This window comes from Rhizobium sp. R86522, from assembly GCF_042466255.1.
Taxonomy (GTDB): Bacteria; Pseudomonadota; Alphaproteobacteria; order Rhizobiales; family Rhizobiaceae; genus Allorhizobium.
This window is the reverse complement of the sequence record NZ_JAXHBX010000001.1, coordinates 1,960,535-1,984,530: the sequence shown is the minus strand read 5'-3', so window position 1 is coordinate 1,984,530 and position 23,996 is coordinate 1,960,535. Positions and strand designations below refer to the sequence as shown.

The following is a 23,996-nucleotide window of genomic DNA, read 5'->3' as shown; positions in this document are numbered from 1 at the left end:
GCAAACGGAGAACCCCCATGGCCGAAACATCTCAAACCGACGCTGCCAATCCCGTCATTGAACAGCTGGAAGAAAAGGACAAGACCTCCGCCGTCGCGGTTGCCGGTCACCCCTTGCATGCCATGAGCGTGCATTTCCCGATTGCCTTGGTCTTCGGCACGCTCGCCGTCGATGTCTTCTACTGGTTCACGGCGGACCCCTTCTGGCTGCGCGTCGGCCTCTGGTCCTCCGGCACGGCGTTTGGGGCCGGTGTCGCCGCGGGCCTGGTCGGAACGGCCGAGCTCTTGCTCGTGCCCGGCATTCGCGCGCGTGCCGCAAGCTGGGCCCATGCGATTGCGGCCATTACCCTGATCTCGGTTGCCGGCGCCAACTGGGGCTTGCGGCTCATCGATCCCAATGTGGTTCTGCCGCATGGCATGCTGCTCTCGGTTCTGGCGGCCGTCCTGACCGGTGTTGCTGGCTGGCACGGTGGTAAGCTGATCTTCGATCACGGAATCGGCCTCATGGTGTCGCCCAAGGATTGAGTGGTTCGAGAAGGCGCTTCAGCCCGCCCGGCTCGGACATGACCGGAGGCAGGGTGAACTGGGGCGCTTCCTTGGCCAGCACGAGGATGAGGATCGCGAGCACTACCGCGCAGCAGCTCGCGGTCGCGACGACGAAACGCCAGGCCGGATAGACTTCTCCCTGCTTAAACAGCCGGATGACGACGAGGCCGGAAAAGACGTGGAAGATGGCGAGCAGCCCGACAAAGGCGAGCTTCCACGAAAACCAGGGTGCAAACACCTCTCTCATGAAACTCAGCGCGATGCCGCTTGCCACAGCAATGAAAGCTGCCGGCGATATCAGCACGACAAAGGCAAAGCGTGTCATCCGCTGCATGCGGTAGAGCGCATCGTCGTTTTCGACATGTGCCCGCTGGACGTAGAGGCTCGGCAGGCTGATAAGCCCGGCGGTCCAGATGGCAATGGCTGCGATATGGACGAATTTCAGGAGGGCGATCATCAGCGTGGCGCCTCGCTGTCGAAGCTTCGTCCCGCAAACAGACTGCGCAGCTTGAGAAGAGCGGCGAAGAGATAGGGCAGGGCCGCCGGCACCCACATCAGAAGCCCTGAAAGCTGCTGGTCGGCGAGCGGGGAGAGGCCGAAGGGATGCGTTGTGTCCATGTGCGCGGCAAACAGCGGCTCGCGCGAAAATGTCAGCAAAGCCCCCAGCATGCCCATCTGGATCGTCGTGCCGAGCAGAAGTGCCACCGAAGGCCCGACGGTGCGCCGTGGCGAGAGAATGTCGTACCAGAGCCAGACCGCCGATCCGATCAGCGTCAGTTCCATCAGCCAGTAGGCGGCAGGCGATGAGAGGGCGAAGAGATAGGGCTCCGGGGCGTGCCAGGTCCACATCAGGATCGTGTGCACGAGAAAGGAGAGCTGCGCCGGCAGGGGTTGACGCTCGCGCGCCTTGGGCGGGATTGCAAGAATGATGAACGGCGCCAGAAACGTGACGAGCAGGATGTGATGCAGCACACGGGCCGAAAATAGCGCGGATGCCAGTGCGCAGAGGGGTGAGACGAAAGCGATCAGCATCACCAGAAGGGCAGCACCGGCCGCCATCCGCTGCCGCGGATTGCTGGCCGTGGTCATCAGAAGCACGAAAACCGCACCAATGGCCGCAAGCAGGGGCGGATCGAAATTCCAGTCACGCCAGAGCATCTCCGGTGTCGGCGCCGGGCCGCAATAGATATCGAGGTTCATGATGTCAGTCCCGAATTGCCGTCAAAGTCGGTCATTGCCCCGCGCACGCGCACCCTCCGTTCGGCCGCTGCCCTGCGAGGGCAACACGCGTGACGCCACATTGTTCCATGCAAATTGTTCCATCGGCTCGGGAGATCGGAGAAGCCGGATGGAACGACCTCAGCCGCCCCGTTCGATCCGGACCGGAACGGACTTATAGGCCGGGGTTTTTGACGCGCGGTCGTGATGCGCAAGCGGCACCAGCGGATTGAGCTCCGGGTAATAGCCGCCGACGCAGCCGTCCGGCAGGTCGAAGGGCAGAACCTCGAGACCGCCGACGCGACGGTCGACCCCATCCTCGGCATCGCTCACCAGCGTCACCCGCTCGCCGACGGTGAGCCCATGCCGCTCGATCTCGGCGGGGCTGATCAGCAGCACGTCGCGCTTGCCCTCGATGCCTCGCAGACGGTCGCTATAGCCATAGACCGTCGTGTTGAACTGGTCGTTACTGCGCAGGGTCACCAGGCTCATTCGGCCCGGTGTTGGCTGAAACCCGGTGGCCGAGAGCATGTCGGGCGTGACGAACTCGGCTTTGCCGCTCTCCGTCTTCCACTGCCGCTCGCGGGCGGAGTTGCCGCGATAGAAGCCGCCGGGCGTAAAGATCCGGGCATTGAAATCGCGGAATTCCTCCGGATAGGTCTTCTCGATCAGATTGCGGACGGACGCCGTGTCGCGCGCCCAGTGGCTCCACAGCATTTTCGGGTTTTGCGGCAGGGTAGCCTCAGCGAGCCGGCTGACGATCTCGATCTCGGATTTCAGGTGCTCGCTCGCCGGCGTGCGTTTGCCGACGGAACCATGCACGCAGCTCAGGCTGTCTTCCATCGACACGACTTGCGGATGGCCGGTCAATGGATCTATTTCGCTCCGCCCGAGACAGGGCAGGAGATAGGCGATCTCGCCGTTGAACAGGTGACCGCGATTGAGCTTGGTGGCGATCTGCACCGTGAGCCGCTGCTGCGGCCAGGCCTCCTCCATCGCCTTCTGTTCGGGGATCGCGCGCAGAAAATTGCCGCCGAGCGCGACAAAGGCCGAGACCTCGCCCTTGAGAATGGCCTCGCAGGCCTCGACCGTGTTCATGCCCTTCTCGCGCGGCGGCGAGAAAGCGAACATCTCCGCAAGCCGGTCTAGCGGCACGAGTTCCGGCTTTTCCGCAATGCCGACGGTGCGCTGACCCTGGACATTGGAATGACCGCGCGCGGGTGAAATCCCGGCTCCCTGTCGGCCGATATTGCCCTTCATCAGCAGCAAATTCACATAGGTCGAGACATTCTCGAAGCCATGCACATGCTGGGTGAGCCCCATGCCATAGATGCCGATGGTGTTTTCGGCTTCCACATAGACCGTCCCCGCCGCCTCGATGGCCGCACGCGTGAGCCCGGAGACGTCCTCGATTTCGGCCCAGTCGAGCGCCCGCAGCCGCGCCTCGAAGTCCTCGAAGCCGACGGCATGCTCGGCGATGAAGGCCCGGTCGATGACATGGCGATTATCCCCCTGCGCCGCATCGTCAGCGGCCAGAACATGTTTGCAGAGCCCAAGCAGCACGGCGATGTCGCCCCCCGGTTTCACCTGGTGATACTGGCAGGACAGCGCCGTTTCGCTGCCCGTCACCATCGCCGTCGGTTCCTGTGGATTGATCATGCTTTCCAGCCCCCGCTCGCGAACGGGGTTGAAGGTCACGATCCGACAGCCGCGCCTGACCGCCGCCTGCAGCACATGCAGGAAACGCGGGCTGTTCGAGCCGGTATTCTGGCCAAAGAAGAAGATCGCGTCGCAATGTTTGAAATCGTCGAGCACGACCGTGCCGACCGGCGAGCCGATCACCTTCTTCAGGGTGACCGACGTCGTCTCATGACACATGTTGGAACTGTCGGGCAGATTGTTGTGGCCATAGGCGCGGGCAAACAGCGCCCAGCAATAGGACGTCTCAAGGCTCGCGCGGCCCGAGGTGTAGAAGATGGTCTTCTTCGGATCCATGGCCTTCAACTCGCGCCCGATCTCGGCGAATGCCTCGTCCCAGGAGCAGGGCACGTAATGGTCGCTCGCCCGGTCATAACGCATCGGATGGGTCAGCCGTCCCAGCTGCTCCAGATCGTAATCGCTGAAGGTCTTGAGCTCGGTCACGCTGTGCCGGGCAAAGACTTCTGGAGTGGCTGTTCGGCTGGTCAGCTCCCAGAGCGTTGCCTTGGCACCGTTTTCGCAGAACTCGACGGGATGGTGATCGGCGGGCTTCGTCCAGGCGCAGGAGACGCAGGCGAAACCACCCGGCTTGTTCTGTTCCAGAAGTGTCGCGATCGCCCCGGCGCTGATGCCTTCGTCGCCGGCGATCCGGGCAATCCCCCGAAGCGAACCCCAGCCGCCGGCCGGCCCGTCATACGTCACCGTCGCATCATCCTTCGCCATTATCCGCTCCCTTCCAAAGTGTTTCGAAGGGAGAACGACTGGAGGCGCGATTGGTTGCGCGGGGCGGGGAACAACAGCTTGCGCGTCTACACATACCGGGTGAGGCGTCCGCTCTTGGAATACGGTGTGCGCCGGGCATTCTCATCCCCGGCGGTCAGCAAGCCGGAGCGTAGCCACGACCCTAAAGACTGGACCTCACGCCGCCATTGCGATAGCCGGATAGGGCGACCCAGTGTCTGGAGTATGAGATGGCGCCTTCCCCCTTTTTTTCGCCTTCCCGGAACTGCTGGCGCGTCGAGAAAGCCGACGACTTTTCTATCCTGATCGATGCCAATGACTATTTCGCCTCGATCCGTGCCTCGATGATGGCGGCAAAGCGGGTGATCTACTTTGTCGGCTGGGACTTCGATGCCACGATCACCCTTGGTCATCCCAAGGTCGATGATGGAGCCCCCCGCCGGGTTGGCGACTTCCTGCTCTGGCTGGCCCGTCGAACGCCGGGCCTCGAAATCAAGATCCTGCTGTGGAGCCCGGCTCCACTGGCCAGCTGGGCGAGGCCTGCGAACCTGCCCTATCTCTTGCGCTGGAAATGGAACAGGCAGATTACCGTCCGCCTCGACGGCAAGCATCCCCTGGGGAGTTCGCACCATCAGAAGATGCTGGTGATCGACGAGGCGGTTGCCTATTGCGGCGGCATCGACGTGACGCTCGATCGCTGGGACACGCGCGAGCATCTCGATGAAAACCCCGACAGGCGCCGCCCCAATGGCAAGCCCTACGGCCCCTGGCACGACATCTCGAGCCGTTTTACCGGCCCGGCCGCGCAGGCGCTCGGCGAACTCTGCCGTCATCGCTGGACGCGTGCCGGCGGAAAGGACGTGGCCCCGGTGACGTCAGAGCCGGCTCAGGCCGAGGTTGCGCCGAACTTTTCCTTCGGCAGCGTCAACCTCGCGATCGCCCGCACGAGCCCGGCCTATCAGGAGGAGAGCGCCGTCACCGAGATCGAGCAGCTCTATCTCGACATGATCAACGCGGCCCGGCACACCGTCTATGCCGAAAGCCAGTATTTCGCCTCGCGTGCCATCGCACAGGCAATCGCCCGGAGGCTCGCCGAACCGGACGGGCCGGAATTCGTGCTGATCAATCCTGTCATCTCGGACAACTGGCTGGGCACGATCGCCATGGACACGGCCCGCGCCCGGCTCGCCGAATCCATGCGCCGACACGACGACTTTGGACGCTTCAAGATCTATCACCCGGTCACCGCCAAGGGCCAGCCGATCTACGTCCACGCCAAGCTGATGATCGTCGACGACCAGTATCTCCGCGTCGGCTCCTCCAACATCAACAACCGCTCGATGCGCTTCGACCAAGAATGCGATGTGGCGCTTGAGGCGGGCGGTTCGGAAGACCTCTCGGCGAAGATCACAAGCTTCCGCAACGACTTGCTGGCCGAGCATCTGGGGGTGACGCCCGAGACGATCGACCGGGCCATCGCTCAATGCGGCTCGCTGATTGCGGCCATCGATATGCTGAGGGCAGAAAACGAGGCCGCAGGGGGCGAAACGCTGAAGCCCTACGAGACGCCGGCGATATCAGACCTCGAAGAATGGCTCGCCGACCACGAGATCCTCGACCCGGAAGGCTCGGATGCAGTGTTTGAGCCGATCGAGAAGCGGGGGCTGTTTAGAGGGATGTTGAAGCGGCCGAGGCGGCGGAAGGCGGGCGGGTAGAGGGTGGCCTCACATTGTCCGCCGCATTATCATCCCGTCGAATAGCCCGTCTGACGCCAGCGAAAAACTCCATTCCTGGCATCCCTTCTCGAAGCTCACATCGTAGACGTCCCAGCCGTCATCTGTCACACCCTTGAATCTGATGTCTTTCAAGGCTCCAAGCCGCTGCAACTCGCCCCGGATGATCTCGGCCTGTTCGCGCGCGATCGCGGCAAGCGGTGGCGTCATCTTGGCATAATCGGGTTCCCCCTTCTGATGCTGGTGCACGAGCTCTTGTAAAAGAAGCCGGCTGTTCTCAACGGGACGCTTCTCCCTGATCCTCTCGGCCAGTGTCGCCTCTAACGTTGCGGCGGCGCCAGTCTCCACTCGCTCCGCGGTCTCTTCGTATCCGTTCTGATGCAGAGTCAGGGAAGTGACCATCCCCTCCGCATTCCGGATGAAGCTGATCTGCGCCGGCACCGCCTTGTAGAAGAACCGGTCGACCTCTTCGGCAAAGAGCTCAAGTTCGACCTGCCCGGTGACACGGGCAAAGAGCCTCTGGTCCTCGTGGCGAATGGTGAAGACGACCGTGTCGAGCCGATAATGCCCCGCGTAGTCGGCATAGAGCCTGCTGTCGATCGCACGCTCCGTGCGAGGCCGCATCTGGTCATAACGCCGCCAGGCGATGGTGTCAGAGGTTGTTTCGGTCATCGAATGATCCCTTGCGAGTGCGAGCAGGTCATCCGTGGAGAGGATCTCCCCGGTTGCCATCTTCGTTTGCATGTTATCGATGAGGGTGAGGCTCTGCTGGACGCGCACGATCTGTTCCCTGAGTGCACTCGCCTGGACGGACAGGACACGATCAAGATCGGTTGTTTGCCCGGCCAGCAGCCGGCTGATCTGCTCCAGCGTCAGCCCGAGCCGCTTCAGAGTCAGGATTTCAGTCAGCCGCGCCAGATCCTGCGCGCCATAAAGCCGCCAGTTCTTCTCTGTGCGGAGTGGGGCGAGAAGCCCCGCCGCCTCATAGATCCTGAGCGCCCGCACGGTCAGCCCCGTGCGCTTGGCGCATTGCGCTGCCGTCAGCCAGATGGCGTTTGTTCTGTGGTCGGTCATGTCGCCTCCGTCATCGGATGGGACGGTTGTAGGCTATAACCTTGGGTCCGGCTCAAGAGGAAAGTTCTGGGGGCTTGGGACTTGTGAGCCCATCGAAACTTTAGCTAGCGACTGGATTAAGACGAATCTCTGCCCAAGGCTAACACAAATATAACTGAGATATTGTGGAGCGACCTAAAACAGAGGATGTAACGTCCGGTCGCGCACGACCATCTTTAATACCTAATTCGGCGGACGTAGAAATGACCAAGCCCGACTTTGCTTACATCAACCGGCTTAAAGTAATAGCGATTGAGCCAGTAGAGTCCTTTGTCTGTTTCAGCTCTAGCGTAGACCCTCGGAGTTTTGCGGGCCCTTACGTGCGCATTGATCGAAGCTATGAGAAATGTGTTGGAAATTGATGAGCTGTCGCCATAAAGGCCAGCAATGTATAAAGGTAAATATTTATCCTTTTTGTCCTTACGGACGAATCCGGAACTAAGTTTTCTGAGGGAAAAGACACCCTCATTTATTGCTTCTTCGCCGGCCTTTGTCAGTTTTATTAGGCAGAAGTATCCTCGACGGTGCCCTTTCCTATCCTTGATCACTGTGAAGGACTCATTATCCAGATCATAGAGACGGCGAGTTTCATCGTCATTGGTGTGATTGTCAGAATTTGTGCTGCTGTGGGCAATTATGTACTCGAGGTCTTCGATGTCGCAGACGTCTGTGTCAAAACTGCCTTCTCGCCTAAAGTAATCTGAAACCCTAATGTTTTCTGCCGCTAGCCTCCAGCAAATATGGCAAACAGTAAGCACTATGGCCAAACACAGAAGTCCGAACCAATAATATGCCAGCTTGCTATAGTTTGAATCCAAGCCAAACGCTGAATACAAATCAGCCGTGAAAAAACCAGCGCTTGCCCCAAGGACAGCGATTTGCCAACCCAAGAAGTTTAGATTTGTTTTTAGCTTCATGTGCCCCCGGACGCCGCATCAAAGAAGCCTATTGATGTTCTTTTTGTTGAATTTGTTAATAAGCTTGGTAGCGATCTTTCTATCATTAAATATTATATACACGCCAAACGATAGGACAAGTACGCTTCCAGCGATAATTGCATATGTATCCATGGTTGCGGCTCCAAAAAAAACGCGTGTCGATGACTGTATTCAAACTCGCTCTTGGGAATCGTCAAACTAGTATAGCCACCTAAAGTTTCAATAATCCATTTAAATGTTCGCGCGATTCTCTTTGATGCTCTCTTCGGCAACTCAGATCGCGTGCCGGGAGCCGATGCCTCGAAAATGAGACGCCAAGGCAGCGACGGCTACATGTATGGGACCCGATACCGATCATGCTTACAGATCGGTTGATTCTGTTTCATGTATTTCCATCTCTCAAATCAGAACCACTCAAAACCGAACCGTATCCCCCTCCATCGCCCGGTCCAGCAACACGCCATACTCCGCCTTTGGAATATCCACCGCCCCGAACGTCTTCAGATGCTCCGTCGTGAACTGCGTATCCAAGAGCGTGAACCCGCGCTCCCTCAACCGCTCCACCAGATGCACGAGGCAGATCTTCGAGGCATTCGTGCGCCTTGAGAACATGCTCTCGCCGAAATAGGCGGAGCCAAGCGTGACGCCGTAGAGGCCGCCGACGAGTTCGTCGCCCTCCCAGGCTTCGACGCTATGGGCGTGGCCGAGGCGGTGCAGCGCGCTGTAGAGGTCGCGGATGGTCTGATTGATCCAGGTGCTCGGCCGGTCGTCTGCTGCTTCGGCGCATTTGGCCACCACCTGGTCGAAGGCGGTGTCGAAGCGGATGTCGAAGGGGGCTTTGCGGATCGCCTTTTGCAGGCTTTTCGAGACGTGGAAGTCGTCGAGCGGGATAATCCCGCGGATATCTGGCTCGACCCAGAAGAGCTCGGGGTCATCGGCCGATTCCGACATCGGGAACATGCCGATGGAATAGGCGCGCAGCAGGAGCTCCGGCGTGATGCTTCGGTCCCTGCTGCGTCGCCCAGCCATTTTTTACTTGGCCGAAGTTTCGGCCAGATATTTTTCCAGCCAGTGGATGTCGTAGTCGCCGTTGGCGATGTCCTGATTGGCCACGAGATCCTGGAACAGCGGCAGCGTCGTCTTGATGCCGTCGACGACGAATTCGTCGAGCACGCGGCGCAGACGCATCATGCATTCGACGCGGGTGCGTCCATGCACGATCAGCTTGCCGATCAGGCTGTCATAGTAAGGCGGGATCTTGTAGCCGGCATAGACGCCCGAATCGACGCGAACGCCGAGGCCACCCGGTGCATGGAAATGCGTGATCGTGCCGGGCGAGGGCACGAAGGTGCGCGGATCCTCGGCATTGATGCGGCATTCGATGGCATGGCCCGAAAACACCACCTGGTCCTGCGTGACCGAGAGGCCGGCGCCGGAAGCGACACGGATCTGCTCATGCACGAGGTCGATGCCGGTGATGGCTTCGGTGATCGGATGCTCCACCTGCAGGCGGGTGTTCATTTCGATGAAATAGAACTCGCCGTTTTCGTAGAGGAATTCGATCGTGCCGGCGCCCCTGTACTTCATCTTCTTCATGGCTTCGGCGCAGATCGAACCGATCTTCATCCGCTGCTCGACGTTGAGGGCCGGGGAGTTCGCCTCTTCCCAGACCTTCTGGTGGCGGCGCTGCAGAGAGCAGTCGCGTTCACCGAGATGGATGGCGTTGCCGGCACCGTCACCGACGACCTGCACCTCGATATGGCGCGGCTTGCCGAGGTATTTTTCCATGTAGACGGCGTCGTTGCCGAAGGCTGCAAGCGCTTCGGAGCGCGCCGTCGAAACAGCCTCTTCCAGCTCTTCCTCGGTCTTTGCCACCTTCATGCCGCGACCACCGCCACCGGCCGTCGCCTTGATCAGCACGGGGAAGCCGATTTCGCGGGCGATTTCCAGCGCGTTTTCCGGCTTCACTTCGCCATCCGAGCCCGGAACAACGGGTATGCCGAGCTCGACCGCGGTCTTCTTTGCCGTGATCTTGTCGCCCATCAGGCGGATGTGTTCAGCCGTCGGTCCGATGAAGGTGATGCCATGGGCGTCGAGGATGTCGGCGAACTTGGCGTTCTCAGACAGGAAGCCGTAGCCCGGATGCACTGCGTCAGCGCCGGTGATCTCGCAGGCAGCGACGATCTGGTGGATGTTGAGATAGCTGTCGCGCGACGGCGGCGGGCCGATGCACACGCTTTCGTCGGCAAGCCGCACATGCATGGCGTCAGCGTCGGCGGTGGAGTGAACCGCCACCGTCTGAATGCCGAGCTCCTTGCAGGCGCGCAGAACGCGCAACGCAATTTCGCCGCGGTTGGCGATGAGAATCTTCGAGATGGCTGTCATCGGCTTACTCGATGATCACGAGAGGCTCGCCGTATTCGACCGGGCTTGCATCATCGATAACGATCTCGACGACCTTGCCGGACTTGGGCGAGGGGATCTGGTTCATGGTCTTCATGGCTTCGATGATGAGAAGCGTCTGGCCTTCCTTGACCATCTGGCCGACTTCAACGAAGGCGCGCGCGCCCGGGGCCGGCGACAGGTAAACGGTTCCGACCATCGGTGCGGTGACAGCGTTGGAAAGGTCACGGGCGGCAGGGGCAGCGGGTGCAGCGACAGCGGCAGGAGCAGCAGCCGGTGCGGCCGGTGCCTGGTAGGCATAGCCCTGCATCTGCTGCGGCATCATGACAGGGGTGCCATTGCGCGAAACGCGGATGCGCAGGTCGTCCTGCTCCACTTCGATCTCGGTGAGATCGGTGTCGTTGAGGATGTTCGCGAGATCGCGGATCAGCTTCTGATCGATGCCCGATTTCTTTTCAGCCATGGGTGGATGTCCTGTAATTCTTGTTATTGCGTGATGGTTTTCAGCGCCTGAAGCGCCAGGATGTAGCTATGAGGTCCGAAGCCGCAGATCACGCCCTTGCACGCGGGCGCTATCACCGATTTATGGCGGAATTCCTCGCGCGCATGCACGTTGGAAATATGCACCTCGATCACCGGAAGCGGGGATACGGCCTTGATCGCGTCATGCAGGGCAATCGACGTGTGCGTATAGGCTCCGGCATTGATTGCGACGCCGACCGACTTCTCGCCTGCCTCGTGCAACCAGCTCACGAGGTCACCCTCATGATTGGACTGGCGGAAGTCGATGGTCAGCCCGAGTTCGGCGCCGGCGGCCTTGCAGTCTGCCTCGATATCGGCGAGCGTCTTGCCGCCATAGATCCCCGGTTCCCGCTTTCCCAGCATGTTGAGATTGGGGCCGTTCAGCACGAAAATGGTTTTGCTCATCTACGCTTCCGTCGACTTTCAACCGCCTCCTATAGACCGAGAGCCCCTGTAGGGAAAGCCCTTTGCCGTGATCGCGCCAAACCGTCCCCGGAAAACCGGGTATTGGCAGGCGCGGGGAGGGGAAAAGAGTGGTTTTGCCTTCAGCAGGTCGCCCCTTAGCAGGTGGCCTTCCCGCAGGCGCGGACATTGCCGACCTTGGCGACGATCGCTTCCTTGCCAACGGCGCCGGGAACGGTTTCATTGCCGATCACGTAAGAAGGCGTGCCGGTGATGCCGAGGCTGGTCGCCAGCTGATAGGCTTCCTGCACTTGTGCGGAATTCGGGCTTTCGGCCATCTTGGCGCGGATGGCATCCTCCGCAATGCCGAGTTCGCTGGCAATGGCAATCGCGCTCTCTTCCGAGGCCCGGCCGTCCTGGGTCATCATGGCGCGGAAGAAGGCACCGTAATTGTCGGGCGACAGCTTGCGTACGGCATCCGAGACCTTGTGCGCGGCTTCCGAGTCCGGTCCAAGGATCGGGAATTCCTTCAGGACGTAGCGGACATTCTTGTCCTCGGAGATGACGGCTTCCATGTCGGCATGGGCGCGGCGGCAATAGCCGCAATTGTAGTCGAAGAACTCGACCACGGTGACATCGCCTTGAGGATTGCCGATGGCCAGATCATAGGCGGAGTTGAAGATCGCATCCTGATTGGTCGACAGCGCCTCGGCCGAGCGCTGCGAGCGGATCTCTTCCTGCTTCTTCTGCAGGGCATCCTGCACTTCGAGCATAATCTCGGGGTTCTCGATCAGGTATTCGCGGATGAATTCGCCGAATTCCTTCTTCTGTGCCTCGTCGAGAGCCACGGCCGGAAGCGGCATCAGGGCGGGAAGGAGTGCCACGCTTGCGCTGGCGATCATCTTGAAGTTCAGGGCCATGTTGTTCCTCGTCCTTGCCGTCTTCATTCGTCAGGCGCGCCGATATCGGCTCGTCGTCACCGGCTGATATCGAGCCTAAAGGCTCATGCTTTCAAGCGGAATGGCTTTTTTGCACTGCCTTGTCTAGCCTCTCCATTGTGATGCCACGCGCTTTGCGGCAAATGTCGGGCGTCAGACCGAGGAGCGATCCGTTGATTTCCATTTCCAAGCGCAGTGCCGTCGAACCCTTCCACGCCATGGACATCCTGGCTGAGGCCACCCGCAGACGCCAGGAGGGGCGCCCGGTTATCTCCATGGCCGTTGGTCAGCCGGGCCATCCGGCACCGCAGGCGGCGCTTCATGCCGCCCGCCAAGCGCTGGAAGGCGGCCGTATCGGCTATACCGATGCGCTTGGGCTGACCGGCCTTCGCCAGGCGCTCGCCGAGGAATACCAGCGTCGCCACAATGTCTCCGTCGACTGGAACCGCATTGTCGTCACCACGGGCTCGTCGGCCGGCTTCAACCTTGCCTTCCTCTCGCTCTTCGATGTCGGCGATGCCGTGGCAATCGCCAGGCCCGGCTATCCCGCCTATCGCAGCATCCTGGCAGCGCTTGGCCTGAAAGTGGTCGAGGTCGCCGTTGGTCCGGATACCGGCTTCACGCTGACGCCGGAAAGTCTGGAACTTGCGCAGGCCGAAGCGGGCGTTCGCCTCAAGGGCGTGCTGCTCGCAAGCCCCGCCAACCCGACCGGCACGGTCACGACCAAGGCGCAGCTGAAGGCCGTCTATGACTACTGCCAGGGTGAGGGCATCACGCTGATCTCCGACGAGATCTATCACGGCCTGACCTATGGCGCAGAAGAGGCGACCGCGCTGGAGATCGGCGACGATGCCGTCATCATCAATTCCTTTTCCAAATACTATTGCATGACCGGCTGGCGCATCGGCTGGATGGTGCTGCCAGAGGAACTGGTGCGTCCCGTCGAATGTGTCGCCCAGAGCCTCTACATCTCCGCCCCGGAACTCTCGCAGATCGCAGCGCTTGCCGCCCTGAGCGCGACCGACGAGCTGGAGCACTACAAGGCCGCCTGTCAGGCCAACCGCGACTTCCTGATGGCCCGACTGCCGGCGCTTGGCCTGCCGCTGCTGTCGCCGATGGACGGCGCCTTCTACGCCTATGTCGATGCAAGCAGCTTTACGAATGACAGCATGGGCTTTGCGAAGCGCATCCTCGCCGAGACCGATGTGGCCGTCACACCCGGCCGTGATTTCGATCCGATCGATGGCCATTTGGCACTGCGGCTGTCCTATGCCGGCACCATGGCCGACATGGTCGAGGCGACCGATCGGTTGGAGAAGTGGCTGCCGAAAAGCGCTTAGGCATTGAGCGAAATAGATTCACAATCAAGGGCTTCGGGAATTTTGCTGACTCTGTTTGAAAGCAAGCTGAATCAGTTTCTGAAGTCGCCGGATCAAAGGCATGGGGAGGTGGGGTCATAATATCGCAACGGATCAGCCAGCTGGTCAGCGCGCCCGACATTCTCACCGAGCGGACGCGGTTGCGCGCCCACCGGCTCGAGGATTTCGATGCGATGCTCGCCATGTGGCAGGACGAGGTCATCGTCCGCCACATCACCGGTCGCCCCTCGACGTCAAACGAAACCTGGTCCCGGCTCCTGCGCTATATCGGCCACTGGCATTCCCTCGGCTTTGGCTATTGGGTGATCGAGGACCGTGAGACGGGGCTTTACCTCGGAGAAGCGGGCTTCGCCGATTTTCACCGCGACATGGATCCACCGCTCGGGTCTGCGCCAGAAGCCGGCTGGGCGATCGTCTCGGCAAGCCACGGGCGTGGTCTCGCAACCGAAGCCATGCAGGCCGCCCATGCGTGGATCGATGCTCATGGTACCCATGGCCAGACCGTCTGTATCCTGGCGCCAGAACACGCTGCATCGATCCGCGTGGCAGAGAAATGCGGCTATGCCCACGCCTATGACACCAACTTCGCCGGTGGTCTGACATCAGTGATGAAACGCGCACGTCCCAGCGCCTGACCGGCCAGATCCTGGAGATAAAAAAAGGGCCCCGTGAAGGGCCCTTCTTGCATTCGATCACAACCGCGCGGGTCTTAGAAGAAACCACCGCGCTTCTGCCACCAGCCGCCCTTCTTGGGCTTGGCATCGGTGCTGTCTTCCGTGGCCTTGACCGAAGTCACGACCGGTTCGGACGACGCTACGTTGGATTCGCGATTGGCGCGGGCGGCCTTTGCCTCTTCGGCAGCCGGGGCAGGGGCCGGCGCAGTGACCGGAGCCGGTGCGGCAACCGGTGCTTCTTCGACGACGGTCTCGGCGACAGGTGCCACCGGCGCCGCGATAACGGCGGCAGGTGCCACCTCAGCCACAGCTTCGGGCTCTGCGGTAGACTTGGCCTTGCGAGTGCGGCGCGGCTTCGGCTTTGTGGCCGCAACAGCCTCCTCGACGACCTCTGCAGTCTCCGGCGCAACGACCTCTACGGTCTCGGTGGCTGCGGCGTCGACGGGCGCATCGTCCGCGTCATCGCCATCACCATTGTCGTCGTTCTCGTCGGATGCTTCCATCGAGCCTTCTTCGCCCGGACGATTACGACGGCCACCGCGCTTGCCGCGACGGCGGCGCTTGCGCTTCTGGGCGTCGTCACCGTTGCCGTCACCTTCGGCTTCGACTGCGCGGATTTCGCCATTGCTCTCGCCGGCATCGTCCTCGCCCTCGTCGCCATCCTCGTCATCGAGGTCGGTGCCGTTGTCGCCATTCTGGCCGTCTGCATGGGTGCCGTTGCCGTTCTGGCCATTCTTGCCGCGGCGACGACGACGACGCTTGCGCTTGCGATTGCCTTCATCGCTGTCGGCGCGCGCCGGCTGCGGTGCGCTCTCGGCCTTGGCGGCAGCGACGACGATTTCTTCCTCGTCTTCGTCCTCGGGTTCCGGAACGTAGTCGTCCTCTTCCTCGATCTCGGGCAGAAGCGACATCAGGCTTTCGATCTTCACCGGGTTCTCGACGGCTTCGCCGCGCTCGATGGTGAAGTGCTGCGAGCCGCCATGCTGGGCGGGCATGCCTCCGTCGATAACGATCGAAACGCCGAAGCGGCCTTCATAGTCGACGATCGTGTCGCGCTTCTGGTTGAGGAGGTACAGTGCCGTCTCCGGCGTCGTGTGCACGATGATGTCGTGCGTTGTTGCCTTCAGCAGGAACTCCTCGATACCGCGCAGAACATGCAGGGCAACGGAAGACTGTGAGCGGATGAGGCCGGTGCCTGCGCAATGCGGGCAGACCTGCGTGGTCGATTCCAGAACCGAAGCGCGGATACGCTGGCGCGACATTTCCAGAAGGCCGAAATGCGAGATGCGGCCAACCTGGATGCGGGCGCGGTCGTTCTTCAGGCAATCCTTCAGCTTCTTCTCGACAGCGCGGTTGTTGCGCTTTTCTTCCATGTCGATGAAGTCGATGACGATCAGGCCGGCCAGGTCGCGCAGACGCAGCTGGCGGGCGACTTCTTCAGCCGCTTCGAGGTTCGTCTGGAGGGCGGTGTCCTCAATCGAGTATTCGCGGGTAGAGCGACCGGAGTTGACGTCGATCGAGACGAGCGCTTCGGTCTGGTTGATGATGATGTAGCCGCCCGACTTCAGCGTCACCTGCGGCTGCAGCATCTTGTCGAGCTGGGCTTCGATACCCGAGCGCGCAAAGATCGGATGCAGGTCGCGATACGGCTGAACCACCTTGGCATGGCTCGGCATCAGCATCTTCATGAAGTCTTTCGCTTCACGATAGCCTTCTTCGCCCGAGACGATGATCTCGGAAATGTCCTTGTTGTAGAGGTCGCGGATCGAGCGCTTGATCAACGAACCTTCTTCATAGACGAGGCATGGCGCGGTCGAGGCGAGCGTCAGCGTGCGGACGTTCTCCCACAGGCGCATCAGATATTCGAAGTCGCGCTTGATCTCGACCTTGGTGCGGTTGGCACCTGCGGTACGCAGGATCACGCCCATGCCCTGCGGCACTTCGAGGCCGCGGGCGATTTCCTTCAGACGCTTGCGGTCGGTCGGCTGGGTGATCTTGCGGGAAATCCCGCCGCCGCGCGCCGTGTTCGGCATCAGGACCGAGTAACGGCCGGCGAGCGACAGATAGGTCGTGAGCGCTGCACCCTTGTTGCCGCGTTCTTCCTTGGCAACCTGCACCAGCAGGATCTGCCGGCGCTTGATCACTTCCTGGATGCGATACTGCTTGCGCGGCTTGCGCACGACGCGATCCGGAACCTCTTCCATGGCGTCTTCAGCGCCAACGGATTCGATTTCTTCCTTTTCCTCGATGTGATCGTCGTCATCATCGTCGCCGTCATCATCGTCGCGACGGCCGCCACGGCGTCCGCCGGCTTCTTCGGAAATCTCGTCCATGTCGACCATGGCAGCGATCGTGCCGCCTTCGACGTCATCAGAACCTTCGCTGCCTTCTTCGGCTGCGGTCTCCTCTGCGGCGGCCTTCTTGGCACGCGGCTTGCGGACACGCTTCGGCTTGGCCTTGGCCACAGGCTCTTCGGCTGCGGCTTCGCTCTCGCCTTCGACGACGGCTGTCGCGGCGACATCTGCATCGGCCTCAGCCGCCAGTTCGGCTGCCACGTCATCGACGATCGCCGAGGTGACGGAGTTGGTGGTGTTGATGCCGATGTCGGGCTGATCTTGCTGGGCAGGGTCGTTGAAGACCTCATCGCCTTCGACGTCGTTTTCCTTGCGGTGCTCTTCGGCTTCCGCACGAAGCAGTGCCTGACGGTCGGCGAGGGGGATCTGATAGTAGTCGGGGTGAATTTCGGCGAAAGCCAGGAAGCCGTGACGGTTGCCGCCGTAATCGACGAAAGCGGCCTGCAGCGAGGGCTCGACCCTCGTTACCTTCGCCAGATAGATGTTGCCGCGTATCTGCTTCTTGTGTTGGGATTCGAAGTCGAATTCTTCAATACGGTTACCGCGAACGACGACAACGCGCGTCTCTTCTTCGTGAGACGCGTCGATTAGCATTTTGTCTGCCATTTAAGCTGTGCTCCTCGGCGCCCTCGGTCGGTGGTCCACCCGCGCGCTGAACTTTAAAGCGGCTGGAACCTAGCGGACTGTGCGCCGGATATAGATGTGGACGCACGGAGGACCGGGTTTGCAACATACGGACGGACAGCGGGACACTTTCTGATCCCGATCCGTTCCTGGTTATGTAAACCTGTTGCAAAGACATCAAAAACCGTACGTCAACGACAATGATATGAACCCCACGGGGCCCGATGAATGCTCGGTAAAGAGCTGATGGTGGAGAGCCACCGATGATGTGCCGACCTTGTCGGCGTGTTGAACCAGTTTCAGGAAAAAATGCGGCGACGGCAGATGAATGTCCGGTTGAACAGGCGCCAATTCCATTATCTGAGGTTGGCAGCCGTGGGCGGAATTCTATCCCGTTTGCACTTTTATCCCTCGTGTGCCTTGTATGTTTTCTACGTCACAATAGCAAGAGCAAACGGATTTATGCCATAATGGCAGTGAATTAGAGACATTGCCTCTGTGCGCGTGATTCCGAGGGTGAAAGCGGTTCCGAACCGCAATTTCGACGCTCATCGGGCCGACAGGACGAGGCATGCGGCGGACAATTGCAGAAAATGGCGAAGCGTGCGGCTTGTGATTTGTATCACAGTTGTGACGTTGCCGCGACGGGGGCAGGATTTGACAAGAGCATTGGCGGTGCCGGCGGGGCGAAAACCTGCGCTTTGGGCCCGAATCGGTCTGGCGGCGCTCGTCTGGCTGGCGCCGATTGCGCCTGTCGTCGGCACGGCCCATACCGTAACCGCTGAGCCTCCTGTCGAGCGTCTCGTAGCCTATGGCGCGCGCATCGCTGGAGACGAGGCGCGGACCCGCATCGTTCTCGATTTCGATCGCGCACCGACGATCGCCACCCGCTACATCGCCAACCCCGACCGGATCGTCGTCGACCTTCCGGCCACGGCCTTTGCCTTCGCGGAAGGCGACTTGAAGGCGACCGGACTGTTCAGTGACATCCGTTATGGGTCTATGGATTCCACCTCTGCCCGTCTGGTCCTGACGGCGGCACGTCCCGCACGGCTTGCAGCCGCCACCGTGATGCCGAACGAGGCCGAAGGCGGCTATCGGCTGGTGCTTGATGCCGAACTGGTTCCTGCCCAGGACTTCGCAGCCCTCGCGTCGGGCCAGGCCTGGAGCGAACCGCAAGAAGCAGCTTCGTCCACGAGCGCGCTGCCGGTTGCGGCAGCCGCGACCGACGAATTCGTCATTGCGATCGACGCTGGCCATGGCGGGATCGATGCCGGCGCCACAGGGGCGTCCACCAAGGCGGCAGAGAAGGACATCACGCTCGCCTTTGCCAAGATCTTGAATGAAAAGCTGAAGGGGCAGCCCGGCATCCGCGCCGTGATGACGCGTGACGCCGACAAATTCCTGTCGCTCTCCGAGCGCGTGCTGATTGCGAGGCAGAAGGGCGCGGATCTCCTGATCTCGCTGCACGCCGACACGCTGCGCCAGGCGGACATCCGGGGAGCCACCGTCTATACAATCTCGGACAAGGCCTCCGACCACATGGCGGCCCAGCTGGCGGAGCGCGAGAACTTTTCCGACACCATCGGCGGGGTGCAACTGCCGACGGAAACCGAGGCGGAGGTGGGGGATATCCTGCTTGACCTGACCCGCCGGGAGACGCAGGCTTTCTCGATCGCCATGGCCCAGGCCGTGGTCGGATCCTTCGAGGGGCAGATCTCGCTGATCAACAATCCCCATCGCCACGCCGGCTTCCGCGTGCTGCAGGCGCCTGATGTGCCCTCCATTCTTCTCGAGCTCGGATTCCTGTCGAACAAGGAAGACGAAAAGCTCCTGCTCGACCCGGCCTGGCGCGACAGGGTGGCCGATCTTCTGGTCGAGGCGATCAAGCGCTATCGCGAGCCGCAGTTCGCCAATGGCGGTTAGGCAACATCCGCCGAGGGAACCTGTGGTCGAGGCGGATTTCTACCGCTAACGGCCCTATTTTCCTCACATTGTCTCCGTTACTCCGATGTAGGTTACGCAAAGGTGAGCGATCTCGAATCGCGGGGCCTTACACGTGAAGTCCGCATGTCTTGCCATCCACCGCATGACGTGCAAAACGCCACAGGGTATGCGAAGCTCTAAAAAAAGGGCGCGCGAACCTGAAGCAGAGCCGGTAGCGGAAACATGATCAGACTGATTGGATATCTCTTCGGATTGGCGTCCGTGCTTGCGCTCGGCGTCGCGGCGGTTGTTGCCGTCTATCTGATAGGTGTGACCAAGGACCTGCCGGACTACGAGGTTCTCGCCAGCTATTCGCCGCCGGTAACGACCCGCATTCATGCCGGCAACGGCGCGCTTGTGGCCGAATATGCCCGCGAGCGCCGGCTGTTCCTGCCGATCCAGGCGATCCCGGACCGCGTCAAGGCGGCTTTCCTTTCCGCTGAAGACAAGAATTTCTACAACCATCCTGGCGTCGACATCACCGGCCTGGGCCGCGCGATCCTGGTGAACGTGCAGAACCTCGGGTCTGGCCGTCGCCCGGTGGGCGCTTCGACGATCACCCAGCAGGTGGCAAAGAACTTCCTTCTGTCGTCCGACCAGACCATGGACCGCAAGATCAAGGAAGCGATCCTCTCCTTCCGCATCGAGCAGGCCTATTCGAAGGACAAGATCCTCGAACTCTATCTGAACGAGATCTTCTTCGGCCTGAACGCCTATGGCATCGCCGGCGCAGCGCTCACCTATTTCGACAAGTCGGTGACTGAACTCACCATCGCCGAGACAGCCTATCTCGCAGCCCTGCCGAAGGGGCCGAACAACTACCATCCCTTCCGCCGCACCGAGGCGGCGATTGAGCGCCGCAACTGGGTCATCGACCGCATGGTCGAAAATGGTTTCGTTGTCCGGGAAGAGGGTGAGGAGGCGAAGAAGGAACCGCTCGGCGTCAATCTGCGTCGCACCGGCTCCTCGCTCTTCGCGTCCGACTATTACGCCGAGGAAGTCCGCCGCCAGATCATCGAGAAATATGGTGACAAGGCACTTTACGAAGGTGGCCTTTCGGTCCGCACCTCGCTCGACCCGAAAATGCAGATCGCAGCCCGCAAGGCCTTGCAATCGGCCCTCTTGACCTACGATCAGCGTCGCGGCTTCCGTGAGCCGATTAAGACCATTTCGCTGGACGGCGACTGGGGCGTTCCGCTCGCCGAAATCTCCGGGCTTGCCGACGTGCCGGAATGGAAGGTCGCCGTCGTGCTCGACGTCGTCGCCGATGGCGTCGATATCGGCCTGCAGCCGGCCAAGGAAGGCGGTGGTCAGGTCGTCGCCGAGCGGGTTCGTGGCCGCATTGCACCCGATGACATGGAATGGGCCTTCCGCTCCGCGAGCGCCGATCGGAAGTCGACCAAGTCGCCCGTCGGTGTCCTCAATCCAGGTGATGTGGTCTATGTCGAGGCCAAGGAAGAGGGTTCAAGTGCCTACCGTCTCCGCCAGTTGCCGAAGGTCCAGGGCGGTCTCGTCGCCATGGACCCGCATACCGGCCGCGTGCTGGCACTTGCCGGTGGCTTCTCATACGCCCAGTCCGAATTCAACCGCGCGACACAGGCGATGCGTCAGCCGGGTTCGTCCTTCAAGCCCTTTGTCTACGCGGCCGCTCTCGACACCGGTTACACCCCGGCGTCGGTCATCATGGATGCGCCCGTCGAATTCGTCTCCGGCGGCCAGGTCTGGCGTCCGCAGAACTATGGCGGCGGATCGGCCGGCCCACAGACCCTGCGCCTCGGCATCGAGAAGTCGCGTAACCTGATGACGGTCCGCCTCGCCAACGACATGGGCATGAACCTCGTCGCCGAATATGCCGAACGCTTCGGCATCTACAACAAGATGAACCCGGTGCTTGCCATGTCGCTCGGCTCGGGCGAAACCACGGTGATGCGCATGGTCTCCGCCTACGCCGTGTTTGCCAATGGCGGCAAGCAGATCAAGCCGACACTGATTGACCGCATTCAGGACCGTCACGGCAAGACTATCTTCCGCCACGAGGACCGCATCTGCGAGGCCTGCAACGCGGAGCGCTTTACCGGCCAGGAAGAGCCTGTCGTCGTCGACAACCGCGAACAGGTTCTCGATCCGATGACCGCCTACCAGATCACCTCGATGATGGAAGGTGTTGTGACCCGCGGTACGGCAGGCGGCAAGATCAAGCTCGACCGCCCCGTTGCTGGCAAGACCGGTACGTCGAATGACGAAAAAGATGCCTGGTTCGTCGGGTATACCCCCGATCTGGTCGCCGGCGTTTATATCGGTTTCGATCAGCCGGCGCCCATGGGGCGTGGCTCGACCGGTGGTTCGCTTGCAGCCCCCGTCTTCAATGACTTCATGCAGATGGCGACGGCCGACACCCCACCCGGCCAGTTCTTCGTGCCCGCCGGCATGAGCTTCATTCCGGTCAACAGAACCACTGGCATGTTCGCCTATGAGGGCGAGCCGGACACGATCATCGAGGCCTTCAAGCCCGGCACGGGTCCGGCCGACACGCTCTCGATCATCGGCATGGACGGCTACGCGCCGCCAGAAGAAATTCTGCGCGACTCGCCGCAGGCCAACCAGGCAGTGACCTCGGGTTCCGGCGGCCTGTTCTAACCCTCATATGACCATCAGTCGCGACCCGGCCCTTTACATCAGGGCCGGGCGCAACTATGCGGAAGACCAGATTTTCACCAGTTTCAGAGGTTGAGAACCGAACGCATGCGTAATGAAATCGAGAATGTCGTCGACGAAATCAAGCAGGCCATAAGCCTGCTGAGGAGGCATCTTTGACTGGGACCAGGCGATAAGACGACTGGACTGGTTGAACAACAAGGCCGAGGATCCGAACCTCTGGAACGATGCCCAGGAAGCCCAGAAGCTGATGCGCGAGCGCCAGCAGCTGGATGACAGCATTGCTGGCGTAAAGCGGCTCGAACAGGCGATGAATGACAACATCGAGCTGATCGAGATGGGCGAGGAAGAGGGCGATGAAAGCGTCGTCAAGGACGCCGAAGACCAGCTGAAGGCCCTGAAGACGGAAGCGGCGCGCCGCCAGGTCGAGGCCATGCTGTCTGGCGAAGCCGACGGCAACGACACCTATATCGAAGTCCATTCCGGCGCCGGCGGCACGGAAAGCCAGGACTGGGCGAACATGCTTCTGCGCATGTATACCCGCTGGGCAGAGCGCTCGGGCTTCAAGGTTGAAGTGCTGGAAGTGCATGACGGCGAAGAGGCCGGCATCAAGTCCGCGACCATCCTGGTCAAGGGCCACAATGCCTATGGCTGGATGAAAACCGAATCGGGCGTGCACCGTCTGGTCCGCATCTCGCCCTATGATTCGAACGCCCGTCGCCACACTTCGTTTTCGTCCATCTGGGTTTATCCCGTGGTCGACGATTCGATCCAGATCGACATCAACGAGAGCGATTGCCGCATCGATACCTTCCGCTCCTCAGGCGCCGGCGGCCAGCACGTCAACACGACCGATTCGGCCGTGCGCATCACCCATATTCCGACCGGCATCGCGGTTGCCTGCCAGCAGGAACGGTCGCAGCACAAGAACAAGGCCAAGGCCTGGGACATGCTGCGCGCCCGCCTTTACGAGGTCGAGCTGAAGAAGCGCGAAGAATTGGCCAATGCCGAAGCGGCCTCCAAGACGGATATCGGCTGGGGTCACCAGATCCGCTCCTACGTTCTGCAGCCCTACCAGCTGGTCAAGGACCTGCGCACAGGCGTCGAAAGCACCGATCCGGATAGCGTCCTGAACGGTGAGCTTAACGAGTTCATGGAAGCCGCTCTCGCCCACCGCATCAGCGGCAAGGCATCTGAGGTTTCCGACATCGACTGATCAGATCGGTCAATGGACATCAAAAAGGCGGGGCACCGGGTGCTCCGCCTTTTTTCATGCCGATACCTTGCTCGCCACCCCAGGCGTATCCCCGGCCTGAGCACCCGCCACGGTGTGGCGTATCGCTGTGAAGGACTTCGCAAATCCGAGAAAGGTCTCCGTGCAGATCGAGGCGTCCGGGAACAGGTGCTGCATCTGACGCCGATCCAGCAGGCTCGCATCCTCCAACGCGCCCATGGCCTCGTCGAGGTTGGCGGCCTTCGGATAAAATCCCGTGCGCATCATCAGATGTGTCCGATACCGCATCGGGTTGGGTAGCCAGTGGATGAAGGGCAGCCTCGCATGCGGTTCGATCGGGAAAGAAAAGCTCGGTGTCTGGATCGCGTAGGATGGCGCAAGCCGTCTGACTTCAGCGGCGAAGGCCCGCTTCCTGGCCCAGGATCCCACATGCTCGATCACCGAGTTGGAGAAGACGATATCGAAGGCATTGTCTTCGAACATCGGAAGCGAGCAGGCATCGCCGATCGTGGTTTTCACGCCTGGCAGATGGCCGCCCTGGTTCTCGGACTGGTCCGCAACGTTGATGCATTCGACCGAAGTGTGCGCCAGATCGAGCTGGTATTGCCATGTCTGCCAGAACTCGGCAGTCCCTCCAAGATCGATGATGCGGCAGGTGCCCTTCGTCCGAACGACATCGTCGATCATTCGTCCAAGTTGTTCGATGCGTCTGCGACGGAACCGATTGCCCGAAGAAGTCGGGGAAATGTTGAGCATAAAGGGTTCCTGACGCTGGCAGAGAAGGAAACCCATAGGCAATTCGTGTTGTGCTTGTAAATCTGATGCTTAATGCTTGGTTA

General features: G+C 60.9%; 19 protein-coding genes. 7 read left to right on the top strand and 12 right to left on the bottom strand.

Annotated elements, in window-relative coordinates; all coding sequences use genetic code 11:
• Positions 1-17 precede the first annotated feature (17 nt).
• Positions 18-524 carry a DUF2231 domain-containing protein gene (locus SJY08_RS09560; protein ID WP_054150679.1) on the top strand — a complete coding sequence of 169 codons (507 nt, stop codon included), beginning with the start codon at positions 18-20 and terminating at the stop codon, positions 522-524.
• Here SJY08_RS09560 and SJY08_RS09555 read toward each other — a convergent pair.
• The 3 genes from SJY08_RS09555 to SJY08_RS09545 form a co-directional block, all read right to left on the bottom strand.
• Positions 502-1,002, bottom strand: coding sequence for a CopD family protein (locus tag SJY08_RS09555; protein WP_377275415.1), 501 nt, complete (start codon positions 1,000-1,002; stop codon positions 502-504). The two genes, SJY08_RS09560 and SJY08_RS09555, sit on opposite strands and share 23 nt — an antisense overlap.
• Entirely contained in the window at positions 1,002-1,745 is a 744-nt protein-coding gene (locus SJY08_RS09550) for a cytochrome c oxidase assembly protein (protein ID WP_377275414.1), read from the bottom strand. Before SJY08_RS09550 ends, SJY08_RS09555 begins: the two co-directional genes overlap by 1 nt.
• Positions 1,746-1,904: 159 nt before the next feature.
• Positions 1,905-4,184 carry an FdhF/YdeP family oxidoreductase gene (locus tag SJY08_RS09545; protein WP_377275413.1) on the bottom strand — a complete coding sequence of 760 codons (2,280 nt, stop codon included), beginning with the start codon at positions 4,182-4,184 and terminating at the stop codon, positions 1,905-1,907.
• Positions 4,185-4,432: 248 nt separating this feature from the next.
• Between SJY08_RS09545 and SJY08_RS09540 the strand changes: the two genes are divergently transcribed.
• Positions 4,433-5,917, top strand: coding sequence for a phospholipase D-like domain-containing protein (locus SJY08_RS09540; RefSeq protein WP_377275412.1), 1,485 nt, complete (start codon positions 4,433-4,435; stop codon positions 5,915-5,917).
• A 9-nt stretch (positions 5,918-5,926) separates the two neighbouring features.
• Here SJY08_RS09540 and SJY08_RS09535 read toward each other — a convergent pair whose 3' ends face one another.
• The 7 genes from SJY08_RS09535 to SJY08_RS09505 form a co-directional block, all read right to left on the bottom strand.
• The gene (locus SJY08_RS09535) at positions 5,927-7,009 is read right to left on the bottom strand and encodes a MerR family transcriptional regulator (RefSeq protein ID WP_377275411.1); all 1,083 of its coding nucleotides are present in this window, start codon (positions 7,007-7,009) and stop codon (positions 5,927-5,929) included.
• A gap of 215 nt (positions 7,010-7,224) precedes the next feature.
• Entirely contained in the window at positions 7,225-7,965 is a 741-nt protein-coding gene (locus SJY08_RS09530; protein ID WP_377275410.1) for a hypothetical protein, read from the bottom strand.
• Positions 7,966-8,400: 435 nt separating this feature from the next.
• Positions 8,401-9,015, bottom strand: a complete 615-nt coding sequence (gene aat / locus SJY08_RS09525; RefSeq protein ID WP_377275409.1) for a leucyl/phenylalanyl-tRNA--protein transferase — start codon at positions 9,013-9,015, stop codon at positions 8,401-8,403.
• A 3-nt stretch (positions 9,016-9,018) separates the two neighbouring features.
• Entirely contained in the window at positions 9,019-10,371 is a 1,353-nt protein-coding gene (accC, locus tag SJY08_RS09520; protein ID WP_054150687.1) for an acetyl-CoA carboxylase biotin carboxylase subunit, read from the bottom strand.
• A 4-nt stretch (positions 10,372-10,375) separates the two neighbouring features.
• Complete coding sequence (gene accB, locus SJY08_RS09515) at positions 10,376-10,852, bottom strand: acetyl-CoA carboxylase biotin carboxyl carrier protein (protein ID WP_054150688.1); 477 nt, start codon at positions 10,850-10,852, stop codon at positions 10,376-10,378.
• 23 nt (positions 10,853-10,875) lie between these two features.
• Positions 10,876-11,316: a type II 3-dehydroquinate dehydratase gene (aroQ, locus tag SJY08_RS09510; protein ID WP_054150689.1), complete on the bottom strand. Its 441-nt coding sequence runs from the start codon at positions 11,314-11,316 to the stop codon at positions 10,876-10,878.
• Between the two features lie 155 nt (positions 11,317-11,471).
• A complete protein-coding gene (locus tag SJY08_RS09505) occupies positions 11,472-12,233 on the bottom strand; it encodes a DsbA family protein (protein ID WP_300890981.1) in 762 nt (253 codons plus the stop codon).
• Between the two features lie 191 nt (positions 12,234-12,424).
• Between SJY08_RS09505 and SJY08_RS09500 the strand changes: the two genes are divergently transcribed.
• A complete protein-coding gene (locus SJY08_RS09500) occupies positions 12,425-13,591 on the top strand; it encodes a pyridoxal phosphate-dependent aminotransferase (RefSeq protein ID WP_377275408.1) in 1,167 nt (388 codons plus the stop codon).
• A gap of 179 nt (positions 13,592-13,770) precedes the next feature.
• Positions 13,771-14,265 (top strand): GNAT family N-acetyltransferase, encoded by a 495-nt coding sequence (locus tag SJY08_RS09495; RefSeq protein ID WP_377275407.1) that lies wholly within the window; start codon positions 13,771-13,773, stop codon positions 14,263-14,265.
• A gap of 74 nt (positions 14,266-14,339) precedes the next feature.
• On the opposite strand, the gene SJY08_RS09490 is transcribed toward SJY08_RS09495, so the two are convergent.
• Positions 14,340-17,264 carry a ribonuclease E/G gene (locus SJY08_RS09490; protein WP_377275406.1) on the bottom strand — a complete coding sequence of 975 codons (2,925 nt, stop codon included), beginning with the start codon at positions 17,262-17,264 and terminating at the stop codon, positions 14,340-14,342.
• 675 nt (positions 17,265-17,939) lie between these two features.
• Here SJY08_RS09490 and SJY08_RS09485 point away from each other — a divergent pair.
• The 3 genes from SJY08_RS09485 (at position 17,940) to prfB (ending at position 23,139) form a co-directional block, all read left to right on the top strand.
• A complete protein-coding gene (locus tag SJY08_RS09485; protein WP_377275405.1) occupies positions 17,940-19,208 on the top strand; it encodes an N-acetylmuramoyl-L-alanine amidase in 1,269 nt (422 codons plus the stop codon).
• A 243-nt stretch (positions 19,209-19,451) separates the two neighbouring features.
• The gene (locus SJY08_RS09480) at positions 19,452-21,905 is read left to right on the top strand and encodes a penicillin-binding protein 1A (protein WP_377275404.1); all 2,454 of its coding nucleotides are present in this window, start codon (positions 19,452-19,454) and stop codon (positions 21,903-21,905) included.
• A 105-nt stretch (positions 21,906-22,010) separates the two neighbouring features.
• Positions 22,011-23,139 (top strand): peptide chain release factor 2 gene (gene prfB, locus SJY08_RS09475; protein ID WP_171901550.1). Its coding sequence is split into 2 segments (ribosomal slippage): positions 22,011-22,079 and positions 22,081-23,139, totalling 1,128 coding nucleotides; the frame shifts between segments, so codons are not numbered across the junction.
• A 54-nt stretch (positions 23,140-23,193) separates the two neighbouring features.
• On the opposite strand, the gene SJY08_RS09470 is transcribed toward prfB, so the two are convergent.
• Positions 23,194-23,913 carry a class I SAM-dependent methyltransferase gene (locus SJY08_RS09470; protein ID WP_377275403.1) on the bottom strand — a complete coding sequence of 240 codons (720 nt, stop codon included), beginning with the start codon at positions 23,911-23,913 and terminating at the stop codon, positions 23,194-23,196.
• Between the last annotated feature and the right edge of the window lie 83 nt (positions 23,914-23,996).

What these genes read in the sequence shown, in the direction of transcription:
- aat (WP_377275409.1), bottom strand. Translation starts at nt 9,015, where the DNA reads ATGGCTGGGCGACGCAGCAGGGACCGAAGCATCACGCCGGAGCTCCTG.
- SJY08_RS09480 (WP_377275404.1), top strand. Translation starts at nt 19,452, where the DNA reads ATGATCAGACTGATTGGATATCTCTTCGGATTGGCGTCCGTGCTTGCG.
- aroQ (WP_054150689.1), bottom strand. Translation starts at nt 11,316, where the DNA reads ATGAGCAAAACCATTTTCGTGCTGAACGGCCCCAATCTCAACATGCTG.
- accB (WP_054150688.1), bottom strand. Translation starts at nt 10,852, where the DNA reads ATGGCTGAAAAGAAATCGGGCATCGATCAGAAGCTGATCCGCGATCTC.
- SJY08_RS09530 (WP_377275410.1), bottom strand. Translation starts at nt 7,965, where the DNA reads ATGAAGCTAAAAACAAATCTAAACTTCTTGGGTTGGCAAATCGCTGTC.
- SJY08_RS09540 (WP_377275412.1), top strand. Translation starts at nt 4,433, where the DNA reads ATGGCGCCTTCCCCCTTTTTTTCGCCTTCCCGGAACTGCTGGCGCGTC.
- SJY08_RS09535 (WP_377275411.1), bottom strand. Translation starts at nt 7,009, where the DNA reads ATGACCGACCACAGAACAAACGCCATCTGGCTGACGGCAGCGCAATGC.
- SJY08_RS09560 (WP_054150679.1), top strand. Translation starts at nt 18, where the DNA reads ATGGCCGAAACATCTCAAACCGACGCTGCCAATCCCGTCATTGAACAG.
- SJY08_RS09550 (WP_377275414.1), bottom strand. Translation starts at nt 1,745, where the DNA reads ATGAACCTCGATATCTATTGCGGCCCGGCGCCGACACCGGAGATGCTC.
- SJY08_RS09470 (WP_377275403.1), bottom strand. Translation starts at nt 23,913, where the DNA reads ATGCTCAACATTTCCCCGACTTCTTCGGGCAATCGGTTCCGTCGCAGA.
- accC (WP_054150687.1), bottom strand. Translation starts at nt 10,371, where the DNA reads ATGACAGCCATCTCGAAGATTCTCATCGCCAACCGCGGCGAAATTGCG.
- SJY08_RS09490 (WP_377275406.1), bottom strand. Translation starts at nt 17,264, where the DNA reads ATGGCAGACAAAATGCTAATCGACGCGTCTCACGAAGAAGAGACGCGC.
- SJY08_RS09545 (WP_377275413.1), bottom strand. Translation starts at nt 4,184, where the DNA reads ATGGCGAAGGATGATGCGACGGTGACGTATGACGGGCCGGCCGGCGGC.
- SJY08_RS09555 (WP_377275415.1), bottom strand. Translation starts at nt 1,002, where the DNA reads ATGATCGCCCTCCTGAAATTCGTCCATATCGCAGCCATTGCCATCTGG.
- SJY08_RS09505 (WP_300890981.1), bottom strand. Translation starts at nt 12,233, where the DNA reads ATGGCCCTGAACTTCAAGATGATCGCCAGCGCAAGCGTGGCACTCCTT.